An 18,065-nucleotide genomic window follows, 5' to 3' on the forward strand; every position below is an offset into this window, starting at 1 on the left:
GCGTCCCGGCAACAATTTCTTGTTGTAGGGACGCTTTTTTAAATATTGCTGACCTGTTTGTTTTTTCGTTTGTACCACCAATTCATCAGTGCTTTAGGATAGACAAGCAATAAACTGATGAATAAGCAAGCAACCAGCAACAAGCCAAGCCGAAGGATGATGTTCCAAAGACTGACATCATACCCCTCATAGAGATCACGGTAAAAAATTTCTAGCGGGTAATAAGAAATCATGGATAGATAGAACCAGGTTCCCAAAGAAAGCAGCCAATAAACCGGGGCGCGCAATTTAGGGATCGTTAAATAATCACCGTCATTTTCTAAAGAAATTTTCGAGAACACTTTTTCGGCAGCAAGAATCAGCAAGCCGCTCAAACCGAGGTAAAGGAGCAGTAGCCACCAAGGATAGACATATCCTTGCGGCCAATCGATCCACGTTTGAAAAGGAAGCAGAAAATCCCCATGACCAAGAAATACAAAACTAAAAAACTCGCGGGTACATTGGAAAAAGCTATACCCCATTGTTCCTAGAGAAAGAGTGAAGAACACCGACAGCACGCCAGTAAACAGATTCCCCAGTAAAACGCCCAACAAGATGCCGACAGCAAATACGAGTAGATTCGTTGCCAAAGTACTAAGGGCGGAAAGCAGCACGTCTTGAAGCGACACAGCGAGATAGCGAGCCGGGATCATTGTGTATTCGATCAGGATATGACCTAACAGGCCCAACACTAAACAAGCGGTCAAGGGTAAGCCGATAAAAAGCAGTTTCTTGCGAAAGACGTGCTTTCTGCTAAAGGGTAAAGCAAATAAAAAGCGATTGAAATTGGTGCGGCCATCGACAAAAAAGGACAAAAAGCCCCAAATAAACAGGAAGACAATCACAAATTGATTCATGGTGGTCATATACGGGCGATTGTAATAAAAATCATCTGAGTACTCTTTGTTGATTGTCAATACCGCATCGCGGTACTCTGCTGCCGAATCAAAGTAAACCGGGGTTTCACCGTTGTAGCTTTTGACATAGTATTCTCGATTTTCGTTAAAATCTTTGATAAATTCCTCAGATGCCAAATAACGTTCTTGCTGGTGCCAAGAATTTTGTGATTGCCAGCCAGCACTAAGATACATGAAGAGCACGACAAAACAAAAACCGATCAACAGCTTACCGTAGCGTTCTTTAAATATATTGCTTAACATCGTTTTCCACCTCTATCCTTCCACCAATGCTTCTTGTCGTAAATTTGCTTCAAACAGATCTTCCAAAGTCAAAGGTAATTCTTCGAAAACCAAAGGATCAAGTTGCTGGATCTCAGCCGCCAGCTCCTCTGTGTAATTGTCAAACAAAGCAGTCAAGACTCGACCTTGTTTTTGAATCAGCTTGGAGTGCTGCTTGATAAGGGGAGGAATCTGTTTGCTGCGAAAGACGAGTTGGAGTTTGCGAGATTGTTCGCGAATCGTTTCCAAACGGTAGTCTCCTTCAATCGTTTTCCCTTTGATCAACAAGGCACGATCAATAATATGTTCTAATTCATTTAGATTATGAGAAGCGATTAAGGCGGTACGATTCGACTCGCTGAGGCTTTCCAGCAATAATCCAATCACTTTTTTACGGACGATCACATCAAGCCCATCAAAAGGTTCGTCTAACAGTAAGAACGTCGCATTTGAGGCGATCGCAAGAATCATTTTATAAAGACCTTGCATACCTTTTGACATCCGTCGGTAGGAAAGCGTCAGAGGAAGACCGTGACTTTGCATCAATTCTAAGTAAAGATTCTGATCGAAATTTGGATAAGCAAGCCGATAAAATTGATTGAGCTTTTTCAAAGAGTAGGCCGAAAGAAAGTTTTCTTTTTCATCAATATAAAAAAGTTGTTCTTTTAATTGCGGATGCTGATCCAGGCGTTGGTTATCGATGGAAATCTCCCCATCATCTAGTAAATAATGCCCAGCAATCGTCCGAAACAACGTGGTTTTCCCAGAACCATTGCGGCCGATTAATCCTACGAGCTCTCCTTTTTCCAAAGAGAAGTTCACGTTTTCTAAGACAATTGTTTGTTCCATTTTCTTGGTCACATGCTCGATCTTCACTGTGGATCGCCTCCTAACTCTTGTTCAAAGCCATTCATCCAATCGCTCAGCTCACGCATGCTGATCTGTAAATGGCGTGCTTCGATCACCAATTCTTTCAAACGTTCTTTCACTTGTAAGATCCGAATCTCATCGCGTGGCAGATCCTCAGTAACTTTCACAAAGGTGCCTTTTCCTTTGATGGTGACAAGTACTTGCTCATTTTCCAATACTTTGTAGGCTTTGCTGACGGTATTTGGATTCATCAACAGACGCTTGGCCATTTCACGAACCGAAGGTACTTGGTCTCCGGCGGTTAGAACACCGTTCAGAATATCTTCTTTGATACTTAAAACCAATTGCTCATAGTAAGGTTTGCTGCTGGCTTTGTTAATGCGAACCACAAAATCAGCTCCTTTCATTTATGTGTACTAGTATACGTAGTACACTGGTGGATGTAAAGTCATTTATGATAAAATAAACAAAAAGGAGCTGATGAGGACAATGGAGCGATGTGAATGGGCCAACAGTACACCAGCAATGCAGGAGTATCATGATACGGTATGGGGAAAACCTGAGTATGAGGATCAGCAGTTGTTTCGAAAACTGGTGTTAGATATGAATCAAGCAGGATTGAGCTGGCAAACGATTTTAAACAAGATGGCGAATTTCGATGCAGCATACGATCAGTTTAATATCATAAAAGTAGCGAACTATACGGAAGAAAAAGTGGAAGAACTGATGATGAATCCAGGAATCATTCGCAATCGACGAAAGATTGAAGCAGCGATCATCAATGCCCAAGAAGTTTTAAAAATCCAACAAGAATACGGCAGTTTCTCCGCATTCTTGTGGCGATATGTCAATCATGAGCCAGTCATCAATGAATTTCAGCAGCAATCCGATGTACCGACCCATTCGGAAATTTCCGATCAGCTAGCAAAAGACTTGAAAAAGCGAGGCTTTAAATTTGTCGGAACGACAACTATTTACGCGTTTATGGAAGCGGTCGGCATGGTTAATGATCACTTAGTCACTTGTGTTTGTCGAAGGTCAGAAGCAATCGTAAAAATAAAGGAGTGAGCCTAATTGGGAAAAGTGGTATTTTATGGTGCAATCAGCCTCGATGGCTATTTAGCAGGTATGGAGGATCAACTGGACTGGCTGTTTCAAACTGATACCGGTGTTGCAACGACCTATGAAGCATTTTTTGCAACCATCGACGCGACCGTGATGGGAAGAAAGACCTATCAAGAAGCAAAAAAACTGATGGATGATGGACTGCTATATCCTGAAAAGACCAACTATGTTTTTTCTCGTACCCGAAAAGAGCCGCTGCCGGATGCAACCCTAGTGTCAACGGATCCAGTTGCATTTGTTTCAGCATTAAAACAAGAGGAAAACGTATGGGTAGTAGGTGGGGGTTCCTTATTAAAACCATTGCTGGAAGCTGATTTGATCGATGAATGGTTTATTCAAATCGCGCCGGTGTTTTTAGGAGAGGGCAAGCGACTGTTTGAACCGGGGGATTATGCGAGACGCTTGACGTTTGTTGAAACAAAACAGATGGGGGAACTGACAGAACTTCATTTTGTCCGAAAGTCTGTGTCAGGCAGCGAGTAAAAAGCGCAAACGATTATTCTTCACAGTAAAAAGACCAAGAAACTCAGTGCCGAGTTTCTTGGTCTTTTTGTTTGGATTCTTAATTAGTTGAATCGTTGAAAGAGTTCAATATATTTTGTAATGATCGTTTCAAAGAAGCTTACTGTATCTGGGTTGATTTCGTTGTTTTCATCAATCAAGTTGGTGATTCCACCGATATAGGCTTCTGGTTGTTGTAGAGTAGGCATATCCAAAAAGACTAATGATTGACGTAGGTGATGGTTTGCACCAAACCCAGCGATCGCTCCTGGAGAAACGCTGACAACCAAAGCTGGTTTGCCACCCCAACTGCTAGCACCGTAAGGACGAGAACCAACATCTAATGCATTTTTTAATGCTGCAGGAACAGAACGATTGTATTCTGGTGTAAAGAAGAAGACCCCATCAACGGCGCTTAATGCTTCCCGAAATGCTGTCCATTCAGCAGGAACTTTTCCTTCAACTTCCAAATCTTCATTGTAAAAAGGCAAGTTGCCGATTTCGATGAAAGATGCTTCAAAACCTTCTGGTAATAATGATGCGAATTTTTTCGCTACGAGTTTATTAAATGATCCTTCCCGTAAACTGCCGACGATAAAACCAATTTTTTTTGTCATGTAAATTTCCTCCTTGTTGTTTTCTACTCATTAAGCTTACCAAAAGTAAGTGGGTGGTGCAAATAAAACGATTTGACTTTAAAAAGTTTCTCTATTACTAATGATACGCGTCCTGATTCATTCTGGCAAAAGATAACCATGCTTAGAAAATAAGAAAGAAGAAACTTTTTTTAGCTGTAAAGAAAAAACTCTTTACACCATCGAAAAAACCTGTTAAACTAGCTCTTGTGATTAAATCAATGGAGGTGTAAATAATGGCAGTAAAAATTCGTTTAAAACGCATGGGTTCTAAAAAGAAACCTTTTTACCGTATCGTCGTAGCAGATTCACGTTCTCCTCGTGACGGACGTTTCATCGAAACAGTTGGTACTTACAATCCTTTACTAGACCCAGCTGAAGTGACAATCAAAGAAGATTTAGTTCTTGATTGGTTATCTAAAGGTGCGCAACCTTCAGATACAGTTCGTAACATCCTTTCTAAAGAAGGCGTTATGAAAAAACACCACGAAGCAAAATTCACTAAGAAATAAGGTGACTTTGGATGAAAGATTTGCAAGAATTAGTCTTAACGATCGTTTCACCACTTGTTACCAAACCTGAGGATATCAAGCTTGAGCTGGTAGAGTCAGATGATTTCTTGGAATATAATCTTACTGTGGCACCAGAGGATATTGGTCGTATCATCGGTAAACAAGGTCGGGTTGCCAAAGCAATTCGAACAATCGTTTACAGTGTACGGACAAATGGACCAAAAAAAGTTCGTTTGAATATCATTGATGGTAAATAAGCAAGAATGAAAAGCATTTCTCTTTGAGGAATGCTTTTTTTGTAAAATTCATGCTTAAGATGGAGGACAAAAAAAGGTGGTTTTGAGATAATCAAAAGGAGGAGGTGCTTGTATGTCTCAACTAATCGCATGGATTGTCGTTCTTTTGATCCTCGTCTTTATTTATAAAATTGGTTCTTTTCTTTGGCGAACGCTAGGAATCTTGTTGTTGCTCTTTTTAATTTGGGTCTATCGTGAGGAGATCATGACGCAATTGAACCAATGGACACAAAACTTTCGTTGGGGCGACCTATCGACGATCGCCAATCAAGTTTGGCAATGGATCAAGGATGGCTTTCAATCACTGCAAAATTGGGTGACAAATCTTTAAAAAATCAACAAAAAAAATGACAGACAATCTGACTTGTTTGTCATTTTTTTTATTGAGGGGTATCCTTTGTATAAGGAGGGGAACATCATGAAAAAAGAACTAGGATTATTCGTTACGCTGCTGACGATGGGCGCCTTAGCTGGCTGCAATAATCAACAGGAACCAGAAACCAGTCAAGCCAGTAGTGCCGAAACAACAGCGACGAGTATGGTGGAAAGTACCCAAACGCAAGCAAGTAATCAATCAGAAACCAGTCAATCAAGTACGTCTTCTAGTCAGGCGGCTTCTAGGGATTCTTCAAACACGAATAGTACTGCAGATATCTACGCTCAAATACAAGCGGCATTCCCTGATCTTGTCTTGCCCAAGGACATTCCACTTGCTTCAGGTAAAGTGTTGAATGCGGCCACAGCTGGCAGTCAGTCCGATGCTTCGATTCTTTATTATGGACTTGATAAGCAGCTGCCTCTCAATGACAAGGCTTTGAACGAGGAAACACCGATTGCTGCTTTTCAATCAAAAGACTATCAATCAGCGGATGAAGCTGCTGCAGCGGTCAATGTAACAGCTGATGATGGCGGACAAGCCGTTGATCTCGGATATGGCATTACTGGGCATATGCAAGGAGCTGCTGGTTCCAGTTATTTGAGCTGGCAAGAAGGAAATTGGTCATTGACTGTTCGAGCAGTCAATCAAGAGAAACAAGATCCAGTTCCGGTTGCCAAAGAAGTGGTAGCGTATCTGGAAGAAGCTATGCTCCCAGCGCCTGAGGTCGGTCAAATCACTATCGATATGGGAAAAAATGACCATACAGCAACTACAGTGGTTTGGCAACAAGAAAAGACCCTTCGAACGGTGCAACATCAAGATGCACGTTCAGCATTGAAAATGGCCGTTTCTATGAATCAATAAGGTTCATATTAGGACAATGCCCCTTTGATCAAGCGTCGAAGGGGCATTTTTCGCGCGATGATTTTGAGGAAAACATGGGGCGCTAGGAAACGGCTAGAATTCGCTACTTTGCTATGCTAAAATAGAACAGAAGTTAGAAGAAATGGGGAACGAACGTGACAGAATATTTAAACGTAGGAAAAATCGTCAATACACATGGAATCCGTGGAGAAGTACGTGTGATATCACAAACGGATTTTCCAGAAGAACGCTACCGTAAAGGGGCCGAATTGACACTTTTTCGTGAAAATAAAGAGCCAATAACATTGATTGTTTCAGGTCATCGCAAACACAAAAACTTTGATTTAGTGACGTTTGAGGGCTATCCCAATATTAACGATGTTGAACCGTTTCGTAACGGCATTTTAAAAGTTACCAAGGATGATTTGGTGGATTTAGCAGAAAATGAGTTTTACTACCATGAAATTATTGGTCTGGAAGTCGTCGAAGAAGATGGCACAATCATTGGTAAAGTCAAAGAGATCCTTTCACCAGGTGCCAATGACGTTTGGGTCGTTCAACGAAAAGGGAAGAAGGATGCCTTGATTCCTTATATCGAGTCGGTTGTCCACACGATCGATCTTGAAAATGGTCAGGTCATTGTGGAAATCCCAGAGGGGTTGTTAGACGATGAGAATTGATGTATTGACACTATTTCCGCGAATGTTCGAAGGTCCTCTAGGAGAATCGATCATTGGCAAAGCAAGGGAAAAGGGACTGTTAGAAATCAACGTCTCAAATTTCCGTGACTATTCCGACAACAAACATCAAACAGTGGACGACTATCCTTATGGTGGCGGAGCAGGAATGTTATTAAAAGTCCAACCTGTCTATGACAATATCAAAGCGATCGAAGAAGTAGCACCAGAAACGAAGAAACGCGTGATCCTTTTAGACCCAGCGGGGAAACCTTTTGATCAAAAGATGGCAGAAGAATTTTCTACCGAAGAGCACCTCGTCTTCATTTGTGGTCATTATGAAGGATACGATGAACGAATCCGTTCATTGGTCACTGATGAAGTGTCACTGGGAGATTACGTCTTGACTGGCGGCGAATTGGGTGCAATGGTCATGATCGATGCGACGGTCAGACTATTACCAGAAGTTTTAGGCAATCAAACCTCCGCACAAACCGATTCTCATTCCACTGGTTTATTAGAACATCCGCAATATACACGCCCAGCAGAGTTTAAAGGCATGAAAGTACCAGAAGTTTTGATGAATGGCAATCATAAATTGATCGAGCAGTGGCAATTAAAAGAATCATTGCGCCGCACCTTTCAGCGCCGACCTGATATGCTAGAAAATTATCCGTTGACGGAAGAAATGCAGAAGCTTTTAAAAGAAATTGAAGAAGAAGCGAAAGCTGGCAACTAAAATAGTGCCAGTTTTTTTGATATTCTGCGCGATGACAAGAAAATTCTCTTTACAGACTGTGGTCGACTGTGGTAAGATGTTTCAGTGAGTGTAAACTCAACTATTACGATGTTCCGCTGGAGCTTTCATGCTTTAAGAATGTTTGGGAATAAGGAGAATGATAAACATGAATCCATTGATTCAAGAACTAACTCAAGAACAATTACGTACGGACATCCCAGCTTTCCGTCCTGGGGACACTGTTCGCGTTCACGCGAAAGTTGTCGAAGGAACTCGCGAACGTATCCAGTTATTTGAAGGTGTTGTCATCAAACGCCGCGGTGCTGGTATCAGCGAAACTTATACAGTTCGTAAAGTATCAAACGGTGTAGGTGTTGAACGTACCTTCCCATTGCACACACCACGTGTTGCACAAATCGAAGTTGTTCGTTACGGTAAAGTACGTCGTGCAAAATTGTACTACTTACGTGCATTACACGGAAAAGCAGCTCGTATCAAAGAAATTCGTCGTTAATCATTTATTATCAGATGAAGCAAAAGCCCTTGATTTCAAGGGCTTTTTTCTTTTGCTCTGCGTTATGTTCTATCATTTTAAAGTTCTAGGATTGATTAATTGTGGAAAACGGGTAGGCTGTTACAGTGTTTTCTTTCTTCATGGATAAAAAGACAAAGTACTGGTTATAGTACTTTGTCTATCGAGAGGCTGTCCATTGTTAGGACAAGCTTTTTTTAATTAGCTTTGTCTATTCATCCCTTGAAACAACAACCATAGATTTGATCGTTTTTCGTTCCTGCATATCGGCATAGGCTTGGTTGATATCATCTAAATCATAGGTTTGGGTGAAAACGCGGCCTGGATTGATAGTACCATCAAGCACCGCTTTTAACAGGATTTCCTTATCATATGTTGTGACCGATGCAGATCCTCCCGCAATGGAAATGTTTTGAGCAAAAGTGGAACCGATTGGTCGATCATCATAGTGAGGGACGCCGACATAACCTACACGACCACCATTATGCAATACACCAAGGGCTTGTGTAATTGCAGCTTCTGTACCAACACATTCAAGAGCAGCATCCGCGCCTCCGCCAAGGATCTCGCGTACCTTCGCGATTCCCTCTTCACCACGCTCAGCCACAACAGCTGTAGCACCCGATTGAAGAGCCATTTCTTGTCGATCTTTATGACGGCTCATTAAAATAATTTGGGAAGCCCCACGCATTTTTGCCGCGATGACAGCACATTGTCCTACGGCACCATCGCCAATCACGACGACTTTATCCCCTTTTTCTACATGTGCACAACGTGCCGCATGATATCCTGTGGGCATAACATCAGCCAAAGTTAAAAGAGATTTGATCATACCTTCCGTATAATCAGCTGGCTGACCAGGAACTTTTACAAGGGCCCAGTTGCCGTAATGGAAGTTGATATACTCAGATTGGAAACCGTTAGACCAATTCGTTGTGCCTTGATGAAGGTCGCATGTGCCATCAAAACCGGCACGGCAAGCATCACATTCACCACAGCCATGGGTGAAGGGGACGATGACAAAATCTCCAGGTTTCACAGTCGTAATGTCTGGACCAATTTCTTCAACGATGCCTAATGCCTCATGACCATCATTAACTGAATGAGGTTCTTTACTATCGCCATGGGCATACGACCAAAGATCAGAACCGCAAACACATGCTCGGACAACTTTAATAATAACATCATCGGCTGCTTGTAAAGTTGGCTTTTTTACTTCTTCCACTTTAACTAATCCTGCTTTTTCAAAAATTGCTGCTCTCATATAAATCCTTCTTTCTTAAGTTAGTATTGTTAGTATAAATGTTGAAGTTAACTTTAGGTCAAGACAAAGACCCATCAAGAAATGACATTATCTAAAAATTTATATCAACAAATTCGTTACATCCTGATTTATGGCAGAGGTTAAGAAAGAATTTCTTCTTTTTTGTCTTTACTTCAATTGAACCATCAGTGAATCAGCATGGCTAACTCTAAAGGGCACTTGAACCATGAAATTTGAACAAAAAAAGGAGGACTCGAAAATGATAAACGATTTTCGAGTCCTTCTTTTTTCTTGAGAGGAGAACCTAGCTTTTTATAGCTCAGATTCTTAGGTGATTTATTAGGTCTTTTTTGAAAATTTTTATGACTATAAAAGCAATTATGGTCGATTCGGTCAATTCTACGGATGAAAAGAACGAATGACTGAATAAAGAAAGGATAGCAAAGAGACAGGAAGAAAAAGGAAAATGAGACGCCTGTGGTCATGTCATTTGATAATGGTGTTGACATATGACATAAGAGATGGCAAAATACAGATGTAATAGCAAATGACAAATATCTTGTCGTTTGACAAAAAGGAGGAAGAAGCAATGACGCTTTATGCAAAATTGTTACATCGTGAAAAAGAAGGAAACCCGATCAAGGTAGGTGTGATTGGGGCAGGACAAATGGGCTTTGGTATGATTTCACAAATTTCAACGATTCCTGGAATGATCGTCAGTGGGATAAGCGATATCAATTTAGAAGCTGCCAATCGTGCAGCTGCTGCTTACAATGCGACAGCCCATGAGAAAATCGACATTTTGATCAGCCAAGATTTTAAAGATATTATTCATTCCGATAAAGTAGAGATAATCGTTGATGCAACCGGTGTCCCTGAGGCAGGTGCACAAATTTCTCTTGAATCACTAATGGCGAAAAAGCATCTTGTACTTTTGAATGTTGAAATCGATATTACGATTGGACCTCTGATGAATAAGCTATATGGAGCAACCGACTTGATTTATACTGGATCAGATGGTGATGAGCCAGCGGCTACGATGCAGATGTATGAATTTGCTAAAAGTATGGGGATGGAAGTGTTAGTCGCTGGTAAAGGAAAAAATAATCAATTGATGGTCCATGCCAATCCAGATACGGCAGCTGCAAAAGCCAAAGCCCAAAAAATGAGCCCGAAAATTCTAGCGTCATTTCAAGATGGAACAAAGACGATGGGAGAAATGAACTTGCTCTCTAATGCAATGGGGTTTGTCCCTGATGTTGTTGGCATGCATGGCATCAGTGCGGATTTAGATGGTACGCTCGAACAACTGACGACCAAAGAAAACGGTGGGATATTAAATAAATTTGGTGTGGTGGAATATGTTGACGGAATTGCCCCAGGAATCTTTTGTATAGTGAAAGGGCAAAACGAAGGCGTTAGTCATGAATTAGATTACCTGATGAAAAAAGGCGAGCGTGATCATCATCTTCTCTATCGGCCGTTTCATCTATGCTCATTAGAAACACCAATTACCATTGCAAGAGCTGTACTAGAGCAAGATACAGCAATCGTACCTATGGGAGCACCTGTTTCAGAAACTGTTTGTGTGACGAAAAAAGCCATCAAAGCGGGTGAGCGAATCGATGGAATCGGCGGCTTTTGCGTAAGAGGTGTCCTTGAGACCCATGAAGACATGAAAAGAAATAGTCACATTCCGATTGGGTTGATTGCTGGCGCAGTTGCCAAGCGTCCGATCAAAGAAGGAGCCTTTTTAACGGTGGATGATGTTGAATTAGATGAATCAACGACTGTATATAAATTACGCAAATTGCAAGACGAAACATTTGATTAAACAGTAGTTAGCTTCTCCTTTAACCGCTGATCCAGATAAGGTAAGTAGGAATAAAATAACCGTTAGCTTGTATCAAACATAGGAATCAATTACACTAAAAAGATATCAATATCACATACTTACAAAAATCGTGGTAGTTAAAGGAGAGGTTATTTATGCAAGGAATTGTGGTGTTAGGAACACTTATCGTCGTTTTACAAGGAATATTTAGTTTGTTTCAAATTCGGTATTATCAGCGCTTTGTGAAACAATTAATCCAACGCTATAAAAATAAAAGTGGGTATCAATTAAATACAGAAGTGGCCAAAAATTGGTATTCATCGGTGGTATTAGTCGTAGTAACAAATACACAGGGAAGGATCATTGAGGCGTATACGTATTCTGGCTTGACGATTTTTTCTCGTTTTACATCTTGTGAGGCATTAGTTGGTGAACAAACCTCTCAAGAGTTATTGAAGGAATGGCAAACGAAAAAATCGTGTTTGCACCAAAAAGCGATTTTGTCCTTTTTAGACAAAAAAAATGAAACCGATTACTTGATTTTAGGAGGAATGAATAATGAAATATATTGAATGGTTTGGTAAAAACTTTATTGGGTTGTTTGAAGCCGGTGGTGAACAATTTATGAGTTTTATGACTGGTATTATACCGCTATTGATCGTTTTACTAACATTTACCTATTCTTTGATCGCTATTATTGGAGAGAAGCGAGTCAATAAAGCAATTCGTGCCAGTGCGAAACATCTTGTATTAAGGTACACAGTCATGCCGATTTTATCGGTCCTTTTATTAACGAATCCAATGGCATATACGTTTGGAAAATTCGTTGAGGAAGAAGAAAAACCGGCATTTTATGATGCTGTAGTTTCATTTTTGCATCCTGTAACAGGTTTATTTCCTTATGCGAATGCCGGCGAACTTTTTGTATACTTGGGGATCGCTAACGGGGTCATGAAGGCAGGGTATGATCAAGGAAGTTTAGCCGTTCGTTATTTCTTATGTGGGATTGTCGTGGTTTTCGTTAGAGGTGTGATTACGGAGAAAATAACAAAATTTTTAATGAAGCGAGAATCTGCCACAAAAACTGAAACGATTTAAAGTGTGTTGAATCGAGTATATGGGAGGAAAAGCGATGTACAGAAAGATTTTTGTAAAAAAAGGTAGCAACGGCTGGGGAAAAGGATTAGAAATTCAGCCTGAAGGGAAAAAAATCAAGATTATCTCTGTGACTGGAGGAGGAATTCATCCTGTTGCGAAAAAGATGGGCGAACTGAGTGGGGCTGAAGTCGTCGACGGTTTCTCAAATGCGATCCCAGAAGAAGAAATTATGGCAGCAGTCATCGATTGTGGTGGAACAGCACGTATCGGAGTTTATCCAATGAAGAAAATCCCAACAGTTGATGTTTTGCCATCTTCGCCTTCTGGCCCTTTAGCTAAGTTCATTACAGAAGATGTTTTCGTTTCTGGTGTCACGCCAGAGGATATCGAGTTATGTGAAACTAAAGGGGCAGTGCTTGTAGAAGAAAAAACGCTAGAGAAACAGGCGGATACTGAAACTGCAGATGCCCCAGAGTCATTTGAAGAAAAGTATGCCCAAGCAAAAGCACAGCATCAAGCACAAAATGCCAAAAGAGAGAGCATTCTCGTGAAGTTCTCTCGAGGGATAGGCAAAGTGATGGGCATTTTTTACCAAGCAGGACGCGATGCAGTTGATATGCTATTGAAAAACATTATTCCTTTCATGGCCTTTATCAGCATGCTGATCGGATTTATCAATTATACAGGAGTAGGTGATCTCCTAGCACAAGCTTTAGCACCATTTTCTGATTCGATCATTGGTATGCTTTTGATTGCTTTTATTTGTAGTATGCCTTTTCTATCACCCATTTTAGGACCTGGTGGTGTGATTGCGCAAGTCGTTGGTGTTTTGATCGGAACACAAATTGGCTTAGGCACCATTCCAGTTGCTTATGCGTTACCGGCGCTTTTTGCTATCAATGCTCAAGCAGGTTGTGATTTCATTCCGGTTGGTCTATCCCTTGGCGAAGCAAAACCTGAAACCGTGCAAGTCGGAGTCCCAGCGATCTTGTATAGCCGGGTCATTACAGGTGTGCTTGCAGTATTGATTGCTTGGGTCTTTAGCATCGGGATGTACTAATGAGAAAAAAGCAGAGGAAATCATACTTTTCTAAATGAAAAAAAATTCTACTCATTTGCAACAGAAGCAAAACGTTTGTGGAAGAGCATTGCCTAGTTCTTCCAAGAAATCGTGGGAGAAAACAACATCCATCCGCAGACATCAGCCAACATATTTCTAGAAAATCGCGAATTGTCTGTGTCATTTGACAATAGGTGTGGTATATTTTAATAAAAGGGTTTAGGGAGAGATGCGTGATGGATCGCACAGATGAAAAAGAGCTAGTTAAAATTGCATCGATGTACTATGAAGAAGGAAAAACCCAAGCGGAGATTGCGAAAATCATTGGTGTTTCTCGTTCTTTGGTTTCTAAAAATTTAATTGATGCGAAGGAAGCTGGCTTAGTAGAGATTTTTATTAATAGCAAAAGTGTTTATTCAGCAACACTAGAGCGAAAATTGGAACAAAAATACCAATTGAAAAGTGCAGTTGTAGTGGATACGATGGATCTGGCAAATCATGAAGTGGACAAAATGGTCGGACGACAAGGTGCTTTGTATCTACAAAAGGTATCAAAAAAAGCTACTAAAATCGGGATGTCTTGGGGGAAATCCCTCCGCAATTTAGTTGATAACTATCCTTTTGCCAATCAATCTGAAATTACCGTGTACCCATTGATTGGTGGGATGGGGGATGATCATGTAGATATCCACTCCAACCAATTATCGTATGATCTGGCAAGAAAAATGCGAGGACGAGCTAAGTATTTGTATGCTCCAGCGTTAGTTTCAAACCCACAAATTAAAAAGGACTTGACCGAAAACTCAACCATTCGTAGTGTCATAGCAGAAGCACGTGAAGTCGACATTGCTTTAGTCGGGGTAGCAAGTCCTTTCGAGGAAAGTACAATGGCAGAAATCGGTTATATTGACGATTCCGATATGAAAAGCCTTAAAGAAAAAGGAATCGAGGGAGACATAAATTCTCGATTTTTCGATGAGACAGGAAATGAAGTTGATTGTCAGTTGAATAAGAGTGTGATCGGTGTGAACTTAAAAGATATTAAAAAAATACCAACGGTCATCGGGATTGCTTATGGAACAAAAAAAGTTTTACCGATAAAAATTGCACTAGAGCATCAGCTGATCAATGTCCTTGTTACAACTGATGAAGTTGCAAATGAATTGTTGCATGAAGCGTAAGTGTAAGTTGTTAAGGCTCACAAAACGCTACAACGATTAGAACCAATAAACAAAATAGAAGCAGATAGTCTTTCAAGAGTACTGTTTCTTACAGTCCAATTGTAAGCGCTATTTATTTAATTGAAAAGAATTCTAGGAGGGTGTTCTATGTACAAAACGACAGTCACAGAGATCGGAGAATTAGTGGAAGCATTTAAAGAAGAAAGTTTATTGATCCTTTTTGGACCAAAAGCAACACCAGAATTGAGAGCGATTTCGGTCATTCATACGCATGAGGATCCAACAGAAGATGTGATTCAAGTTGGTGGGAAATTTCGTATTGGAGAAAAAGAATATGAGATCCAAGAAGTTGGATCGGCAGCAAATACGAATTTCACAGAATTGGGGCATATCTCCATCTATTTCCGTGAGGGAGAAAATGAAGTTCTTCCAGGAGCGATTATCGTCTCGCCAAATGATTGGCCTGATTTACACATTGGACAAGCAATCACTTTCTAAATGTTGCTTCCTCAAGGATCGGAGATTTAGTTGGAATGAATCAGCTATAGCCTCAGTGACCTATATTAGGAGTGATTGCTATCGATCTTAGTAAAGGTTTTTTCACAAAAATGATTTGAAAAGAATACATCAGTCATTTATTTACTAAAAGCCAATTGTTTCTCTTATTCAATTGACCAATGCTATAATGAGAGCGGATTCAGCAGTGCAGCTTATCAAAGAAAAGAGGCAAGAAAATGGCGAATAAAATGGTGTTTATAAATTTGCCTGTCACTGATATCAAACGTGCAACCTCCTTTTATGAAGCGTTGGGATTTGTCAAAAATGAAGAGTTCTCAAACGAGACTAGCAGCGGAATGGTTTGGAGTGAATCGATTTGGATAATGTTGTTAGAACATGAGTTTTATCAACAGTTTCTGAATGGCAGACGTATTGGGGATACGAAGAACACGAGTAGTGCATTGATCGCGTTTAGCTTTGATACGCCAGAAGAAGCGAAGAATTTTGCAAAGATTGCAGAAGCAAATGGTGGCCAATCGTTCCAAGTTGATATGGGGATTCCAGAGGATATGATGGTCGGCTATGAAATCGTTGATCCCGACGGCAATCAGCTTGAATCAGCATGGATGAATGGCTATTAGCAAAGTGATCGTTTAAATAAAAAGTAAAAAAGTGGTTCAGTATGCAGTTCCTTCAAGAAGTTAGGCTTTTGTGCTAACTTTTTGAGGGCTGTTTTTTTTGACGGGATTCTTGAGTTTTGTAAGATTGATCAGTCCCCTTTGTCTAAATGCTAAAAAAGAGGTATGATACAAGAAAAAGGAGTGGAGACGAAGTGAAATATTCAACCAAATACAGCGACGCCATTCACATCCTCGCTTACATCCACCTCTTTAAAGGAACTGATTTATCAAGTGATCGGATCGCCCAGAGCGTTGAAACGAATCCTGCTTATGTTCGCCGGATTATGAGTGATTTACGGGTTGCTGGATTGATCGAAAGCCAAAGAGGAAAACCAAACCCTAAACTAACGAAGGAACCAAATGAGATTTCTTTGTTAGACATTTATGCGAGTGTTGAAAAAGATCACCATCTTTTACATGCAGACAAAAAAACCAACCCCAACTGCTTAATTGGGGGGAATATCCAAGGGGTATTAGAAGAAACCTATGATGTGCTGCAAAAGAAAATCGAGCAAGAGATGAGCGCCATCTCGCTGCAATCAATCATTGAAGGCATTCAAGGAGAGGCCGATCAAGTAGATTGAACGGACACAACACAGTAAAAAGAACTTTCACCTGCTAAGCAATTTCTTGACAGGAAAGAAAGTTTCTTTTATACTCTAGTTGTAACTTGATTAGTAACAACTATTTTAGTCAAACAAAAGATGAGGAAGGATGATTATCATGAAAATCGGTGTTATTGGCGCAACAGGAAATGCAGGTTCAGCTATTTATCAAGAAGCAGTACAGCGAGGACATGAAGTGACTGCTATTGTTAGAAATGAAGTTAAAGCCAAAGAACAATTTGGTGATACAGTCAAAACACTTACAAAAGATGCTTTTTCGTTAACAGAAGAAGACCTCGACGGATTTGATGTGTTGGTCGATGCGTTTGCGACAAGTCCTGACCAAGCGTACTTGCATGTGGATCTGGCAGCAAAATTGGTACATTTGTTTCGAGAAAAGACCACGCGCTTGTTCTTCATTTTAGGAGCTGGCAGCTTGTTCAATGAAGCGGGTGAACGCAATCTTACCGAATTGAAAAAAGCCCCAGGAAGTGAAAGCTGGATCGCGATCCCAGAAAATCAGTTAGATGAATATCTCTTTTTAGAAACCGTCAAAAATGTTCATTGGGTCGGGATTTCTCCAGGAAATCTATTTCAAGAGGGACCAGCTAAACCAGCGATTTTAGGCAAAGATCACTTGCTTTTCAAAGACCAAAAGAAATCAGTAACTTCCAGCGGTACGTTAGCCAAAGCAATTCTTGATGAAATTGAAACAGTGCAACATGAAAATACTCGTTTTACTGTGATTGATGCAGAGTAGGTTCAACAAATGATTGACCCAATCGATCAGAATCGATAGCTGCATAGGTTGGCAAGTAGACTGTTTCAGGCAACTTCTTTTTTCACAATTTTTGTTTCCAATACCCAATAATTTAGACAAGACAAATCCTCTGTCTTTGCTTATAATCAAGGACAGAGGTGATAAAATGAATAAAAAAATCGAAGCGTATGAATTGATGCTTCTGCAATTAAAAGGGTTGCTAGAAGCGGAGAGTAATTGGATCGCCAACCTAGCCAACTCTTCTGCTTTACTGAATGAAACATTGGAAGATACAGTGTTTGCCGGCTATTATTTGTTTGAAGAAGGCGAACTGATTTTAGGTCCATTCCAAGGAAGAGTCTCTTGCACCAGAATCACATTAGGCAAAGGGGTTTGTGGGGAATCAGCAGAGAAAAAAACCACATTGATCGTACCCAATGTCAAAGAACATGAAAATTATATTTCTTGTGACTCAGCAGCGATGTCTGAAATCGTAGTTCCCATGGTGGTTGATGATCAGTTGCTTGGAGTGCTGGATATCGATAGTGGAAAAACGAACAGCTATGATGCGATCGATCAGAAATATCTGGAAGAATTTGCTGCTTTATTGGTAGCAAGCCGTCAATAAAGTACTTGTTTTTTAATTTTAACTATAAAACAACATAATGTTTTTAAGTGGGGCGTTCATTGAATAATGAACGCTTTTTTTAGTTATTATTTAAAAATGTCGGGCATATT

Annotated in this window: 24 protein-coding genes; 19 read left to right on the forward strand and 5 right to left on the reverse strand. The window is 40.4% G+C overall.

The window, feature by feature from the left end; translation table 11 throughout:
• Window positions 1-38: 38 nt before the first annotated feature.
• Genes A5877_RS13445 through A5877_RS13455 form a run of 3 tightly spaced genes read right to left on the reverse strand, consistent with a single transcriptional unit; the run spans window position 39 to window position 2,476 of the window.
• A complete protein-coding gene (locus A5877_RS13445) occupies window positions 39-1,199 on the reverse strand; it encodes an ABC transporter permease (RefSeq protein ID WP_008377401.1) in 1,161 nt (386 codons plus the stop codon).
• 12 nt (window positions 1,200-1,211) lie between these two features.
• On the reverse strand, window positions 1,212-2,093 hold the full coding sequence (locus A5877_RS13450) for an ABC transporter ATP-binding protein (RefSeq protein WP_005237238.1): 882 nt from the start codon (window positions 2,091-2,093) through the stop codon (window positions 1,212-1,214).
• Window positions 2,090-2,476, reverse strand: a complete 387-nt coding sequence (locus A5877_RS13455) for a GntR family transcriptional regulator (protein ID WP_008377404.1) — start codon at window positions 2,474-2,476, stop codon at window positions 2,090-2,092. The genes A5877_RS13450 and A5877_RS13455 overlap by 4 nt, the downstream gene beginning before the upstream one ends.
• A gap of 100 nt (window positions 2,477-2,576) precedes the next feature.
• Between A5877_RS13455 and A5877_RS13460 the strand changes: the two genes are divergently transcribed.
• Together A5877_RS13460 and A5877_RS13465 are read left to right on the forward strand one after the other, a co-directional pair.
• Window positions 2,577-3,155, forward strand: a complete 579-nt coding sequence (locus A5877_RS13460; protein ID WP_016619836.1) for a DNA-3-methyladenine glycosylase I — start codon at window positions 2,577-2,579, stop codon at window positions 3,153-3,155.
• A 6-nt stretch (window positions 3,156-3,161) separates the two neighbouring features.
• Window positions 3,162-3,695, forward strand: a complete 534-nt coding sequence (locus A5877_RS13465) for a dihydrofolate reductase family protein (RefSeq protein WP_005237235.1) — start codon at window positions 3,162-3,164, stop codon at window positions 3,693-3,695.
• A gap of 83 nt (window positions 3,696-3,778) precedes the next feature.
• Here A5877_RS13465 and A5877_RS13470 read toward each other — a convergent pair whose 3' ends face one another.
• Window positions 3,779-4,330, reverse strand: a complete 552-nt coding sequence (locus A5877_RS13470) for an NADPH-dependent FMN reductase (protein ID WP_061053874.1) — start codon at window positions 4,328-4,330, stop codon at window positions 3,779-3,781.
• A gap of 254 nt (window positions 4,331-4,584) precedes the next feature.
• Here A5877_RS13470 and rpsP point away from each other — a divergent pair, with 254 nt between their 5' ends.
• From rpsP to rplS, 7 genes are all read left to right on the forward strand, one after another.
• On the forward strand, window positions 4,585-4,860 hold the full coding sequence (gene rpsP, locus A5877_RS13475) for a 30S ribosomal protein S16 (RefSeq protein WP_005228917.1): 276 nt from the start codon (window positions 4,585-4,587) through the stop codon (window positions 4,858-4,860).
• Between the two features lie 11 nt (window positions 4,861-4,871).
• The gene (locus A5877_RS13480; RefSeq protein ID WP_005228918.1) at window positions 4,872-5,117 is read left to right on the forward strand and encodes a KH domain-containing protein; all 246 of its coding nucleotides are present in this window, start codon (window positions 4,872-4,874) and stop codon (window positions 5,115-5,117) included.
• 112 nt (window positions 5,118-5,229) lie between these two features.
• Window positions 5,230-5,487 (forward strand): hypothetical protein, encoded by a 258-nt coding sequence (locus A5877_RS13485; protein ID WP_005228919.1) that lies wholly within the window; start codon window positions 5,230-5,232, stop codon window positions 5,485-5,487.
• Window positions 5,488-5,574: 87 nt separating this feature from the next.
• Window positions 5,575-6,399, forward strand: a complete 825-nt coding sequence (locus A5877_RS13490) for a hypothetical protein (protein ID WP_086316970.1) — start codon at window positions 5,575-5,577, stop codon at window positions 6,397-6,399.
• A 155-nt stretch (window positions 6,400-6,554) separates the two neighbouring features.
• Window positions 6,555-7,079 carry a ribosome maturation factor RimM gene (rimM, locus tag A5877_RS13495; protein ID WP_061053876.1) on the forward strand — a complete coding sequence of 175 codons (525 nt, stop codon included), beginning with the start codon at window positions 6,555-6,557 and terminating at the stop codon, window positions 7,077-7,079.
• Window positions 7,069-7,815 carry a tRNA (guanosine(37)-N1)-methyltransferase TrmD gene (gene trmD / locus A5877_RS13500; protein ID WP_086316971.1) on the forward strand — a complete coding sequence of 249 codons (747 nt, stop codon included), beginning with the start codon at window positions 7,069-7,071 and terminating at the stop codon, window positions 7,813-7,815. The genes rimM and trmD overlap by 11 nt, the downstream gene beginning before the upstream one ends.
• 166 nt (window positions 7,816-7,981) lie before the next feature.
• Window positions 7,982-8,329 carry a 50S ribosomal protein L19 gene (gene rplS / locus A5877_RS13505; RefSeq protein ID WP_002357176.1) on the forward strand — a complete coding sequence of 116 codons (348 nt, stop codon included), beginning with the start codon at window positions 7,982-7,984 and terminating at the stop codon, window positions 8,327-8,329.
• A gap of 229 nt (window positions 8,330-8,558) precedes the next feature.
• Here the strand turns inward: rplS and A5877_RS13510 are convergent, their stop codons facing one another.
• Entirely contained in the window at window positions 8,559-9,611 is a 1,053-nt protein-coding gene (locus A5877_RS13510) for an alcohol dehydrogenase catalytic domain-containing protein (protein ID WP_086316972.1), read from the reverse strand.
• Window positions 9,612-10,200: 589 nt separating this feature from the next.
• On the opposite strand from A5877_RS13510, the gene A5877_RS13515 reads away from it, so the two are divergent.
• The 10 genes from A5877_RS13515 to A5877_RS13560 all read left to right on the forward strand — a co-directional run bounded on the left by A5877_RS13515 (window position 10,201) and on the right by A5877_RS13560 (window position 17,955).
• Window positions 10,201-11,445: an NAD(P)H-dependent oxidoreductase gene (locus A5877_RS13515; protein WP_034878715.1), complete on the forward strand. Its 1,245-nt coding sequence runs from the start codon at window positions 10,201-10,203 to the stop codon at window positions 11,443-11,445.
• 155 nt (window positions 11,446-11,600) lie between these two features.
• The gene (locus A5877_RS13520) at window positions 11,601-12,017 is read left to right on the forward strand and encodes a transcriptional regulator GutM (protein ID WP_005237226.1); all 417 of its coding nucleotides are present in this window, start codon (window positions 11,601-11,603) and stop codon (window positions 12,015-12,017) included.
• A complete protein-coding gene (locus A5877_RS13525; protein WP_005237225.1) occupies window positions 12,004-12,543 on the forward strand; it encodes a PTS glucitol/sorbitol transporter subunit IIC in 540 nt (179 codons plus the stop codon). Before A5877_RS13520 ends, A5877_RS13525 begins: the two co-directional genes overlap by 14 nt.
• A gap of 34 nt (window positions 12,544-12,577) precedes the next feature.
• Complete coding sequence (locus A5877_RS13530; protein ID WP_034878713.1) at window positions 12,578-13,603, forward strand: PTS glucitol/sorbitol transporter subunit IIB; 1,026 nt, start codon at window positions 12,578-12,580, stop codon at window positions 13,601-13,603.
• Between the two features lie 236 nt (window positions 13,604-13,839).
• Entirely contained in the window at window positions 13,840-14,784 is a 945-nt protein-coding gene (locus tag A5877_RS13535; RefSeq protein WP_005237223.1) for a sugar-binding transcriptional regulator, read from the forward strand.
• A gap of 147 nt (window positions 14,785-14,931) precedes the next feature.
• The gene (locus A5877_RS13540; RefSeq protein WP_086316973.1) at window positions 14,932-15,282 is read left to right on the forward strand and encodes a PTS glucitol/sorbitol transporter subunit IIA; all 351 of its coding nucleotides are present in this window, start codon (window positions 14,932-14,934) and stop codon (window positions 15,280-15,282) included.
• A gap of 236 nt (window positions 15,283-15,518) precedes the next feature.
• On the forward strand, window positions 15,519-15,923 hold the full coding sequence (locus tag A5877_RS13545; protein ID WP_005237221.1) for a VOC family protein: 405 nt from the start codon (window positions 15,519-15,521) through the stop codon (window positions 15,921-15,923).
• A 191-nt stretch (window positions 15,924-16,114) separates the two neighbouring features.
• A complete protein-coding gene (locus tag A5877_RS13550; RefSeq protein WP_061053880.1) occupies window positions 16,115-16,546 on the forward strand; it encodes an Rrf2 family transcriptional regulator in 432 nt (143 codons plus the stop codon).
• A gap of 130 nt (window positions 16,547-16,676) precedes the next feature.
• Window positions 16,677-17,327, forward strand: a complete 651-nt coding sequence (locus A5877_RS13555; RefSeq protein ID WP_016619845.1) for an NAD(P)H-binding protein — start codon at window positions 16,677-16,679, stop codon at window positions 17,325-17,327.
• Window positions 17,328-17,493: 166 nt separating this feature from the next.
• Window positions 17,494-17,955, forward strand: a complete 462-nt coding sequence (locus tag A5877_RS13560; protein WP_008377623.1) for a GAF domain-containing protein — start codon at window positions 17,494-17,496, stop codon at window positions 17,953-17,955.
• Window positions 17,956-18,065: the final 110 nt, after the last annotated feature.

Origin of the sequence: Enterococcus sp. 3C7_DIV0644 (assembly GCF_002141235.1) — a bacterium.
In the GTDB taxonomy this organism is placed as follows: Bacteria; Bacillota; Bacilli; order Lactobacillales; family Enterococcaceae; genus Enterococcus_D; species Enterococcus_D entomosocium.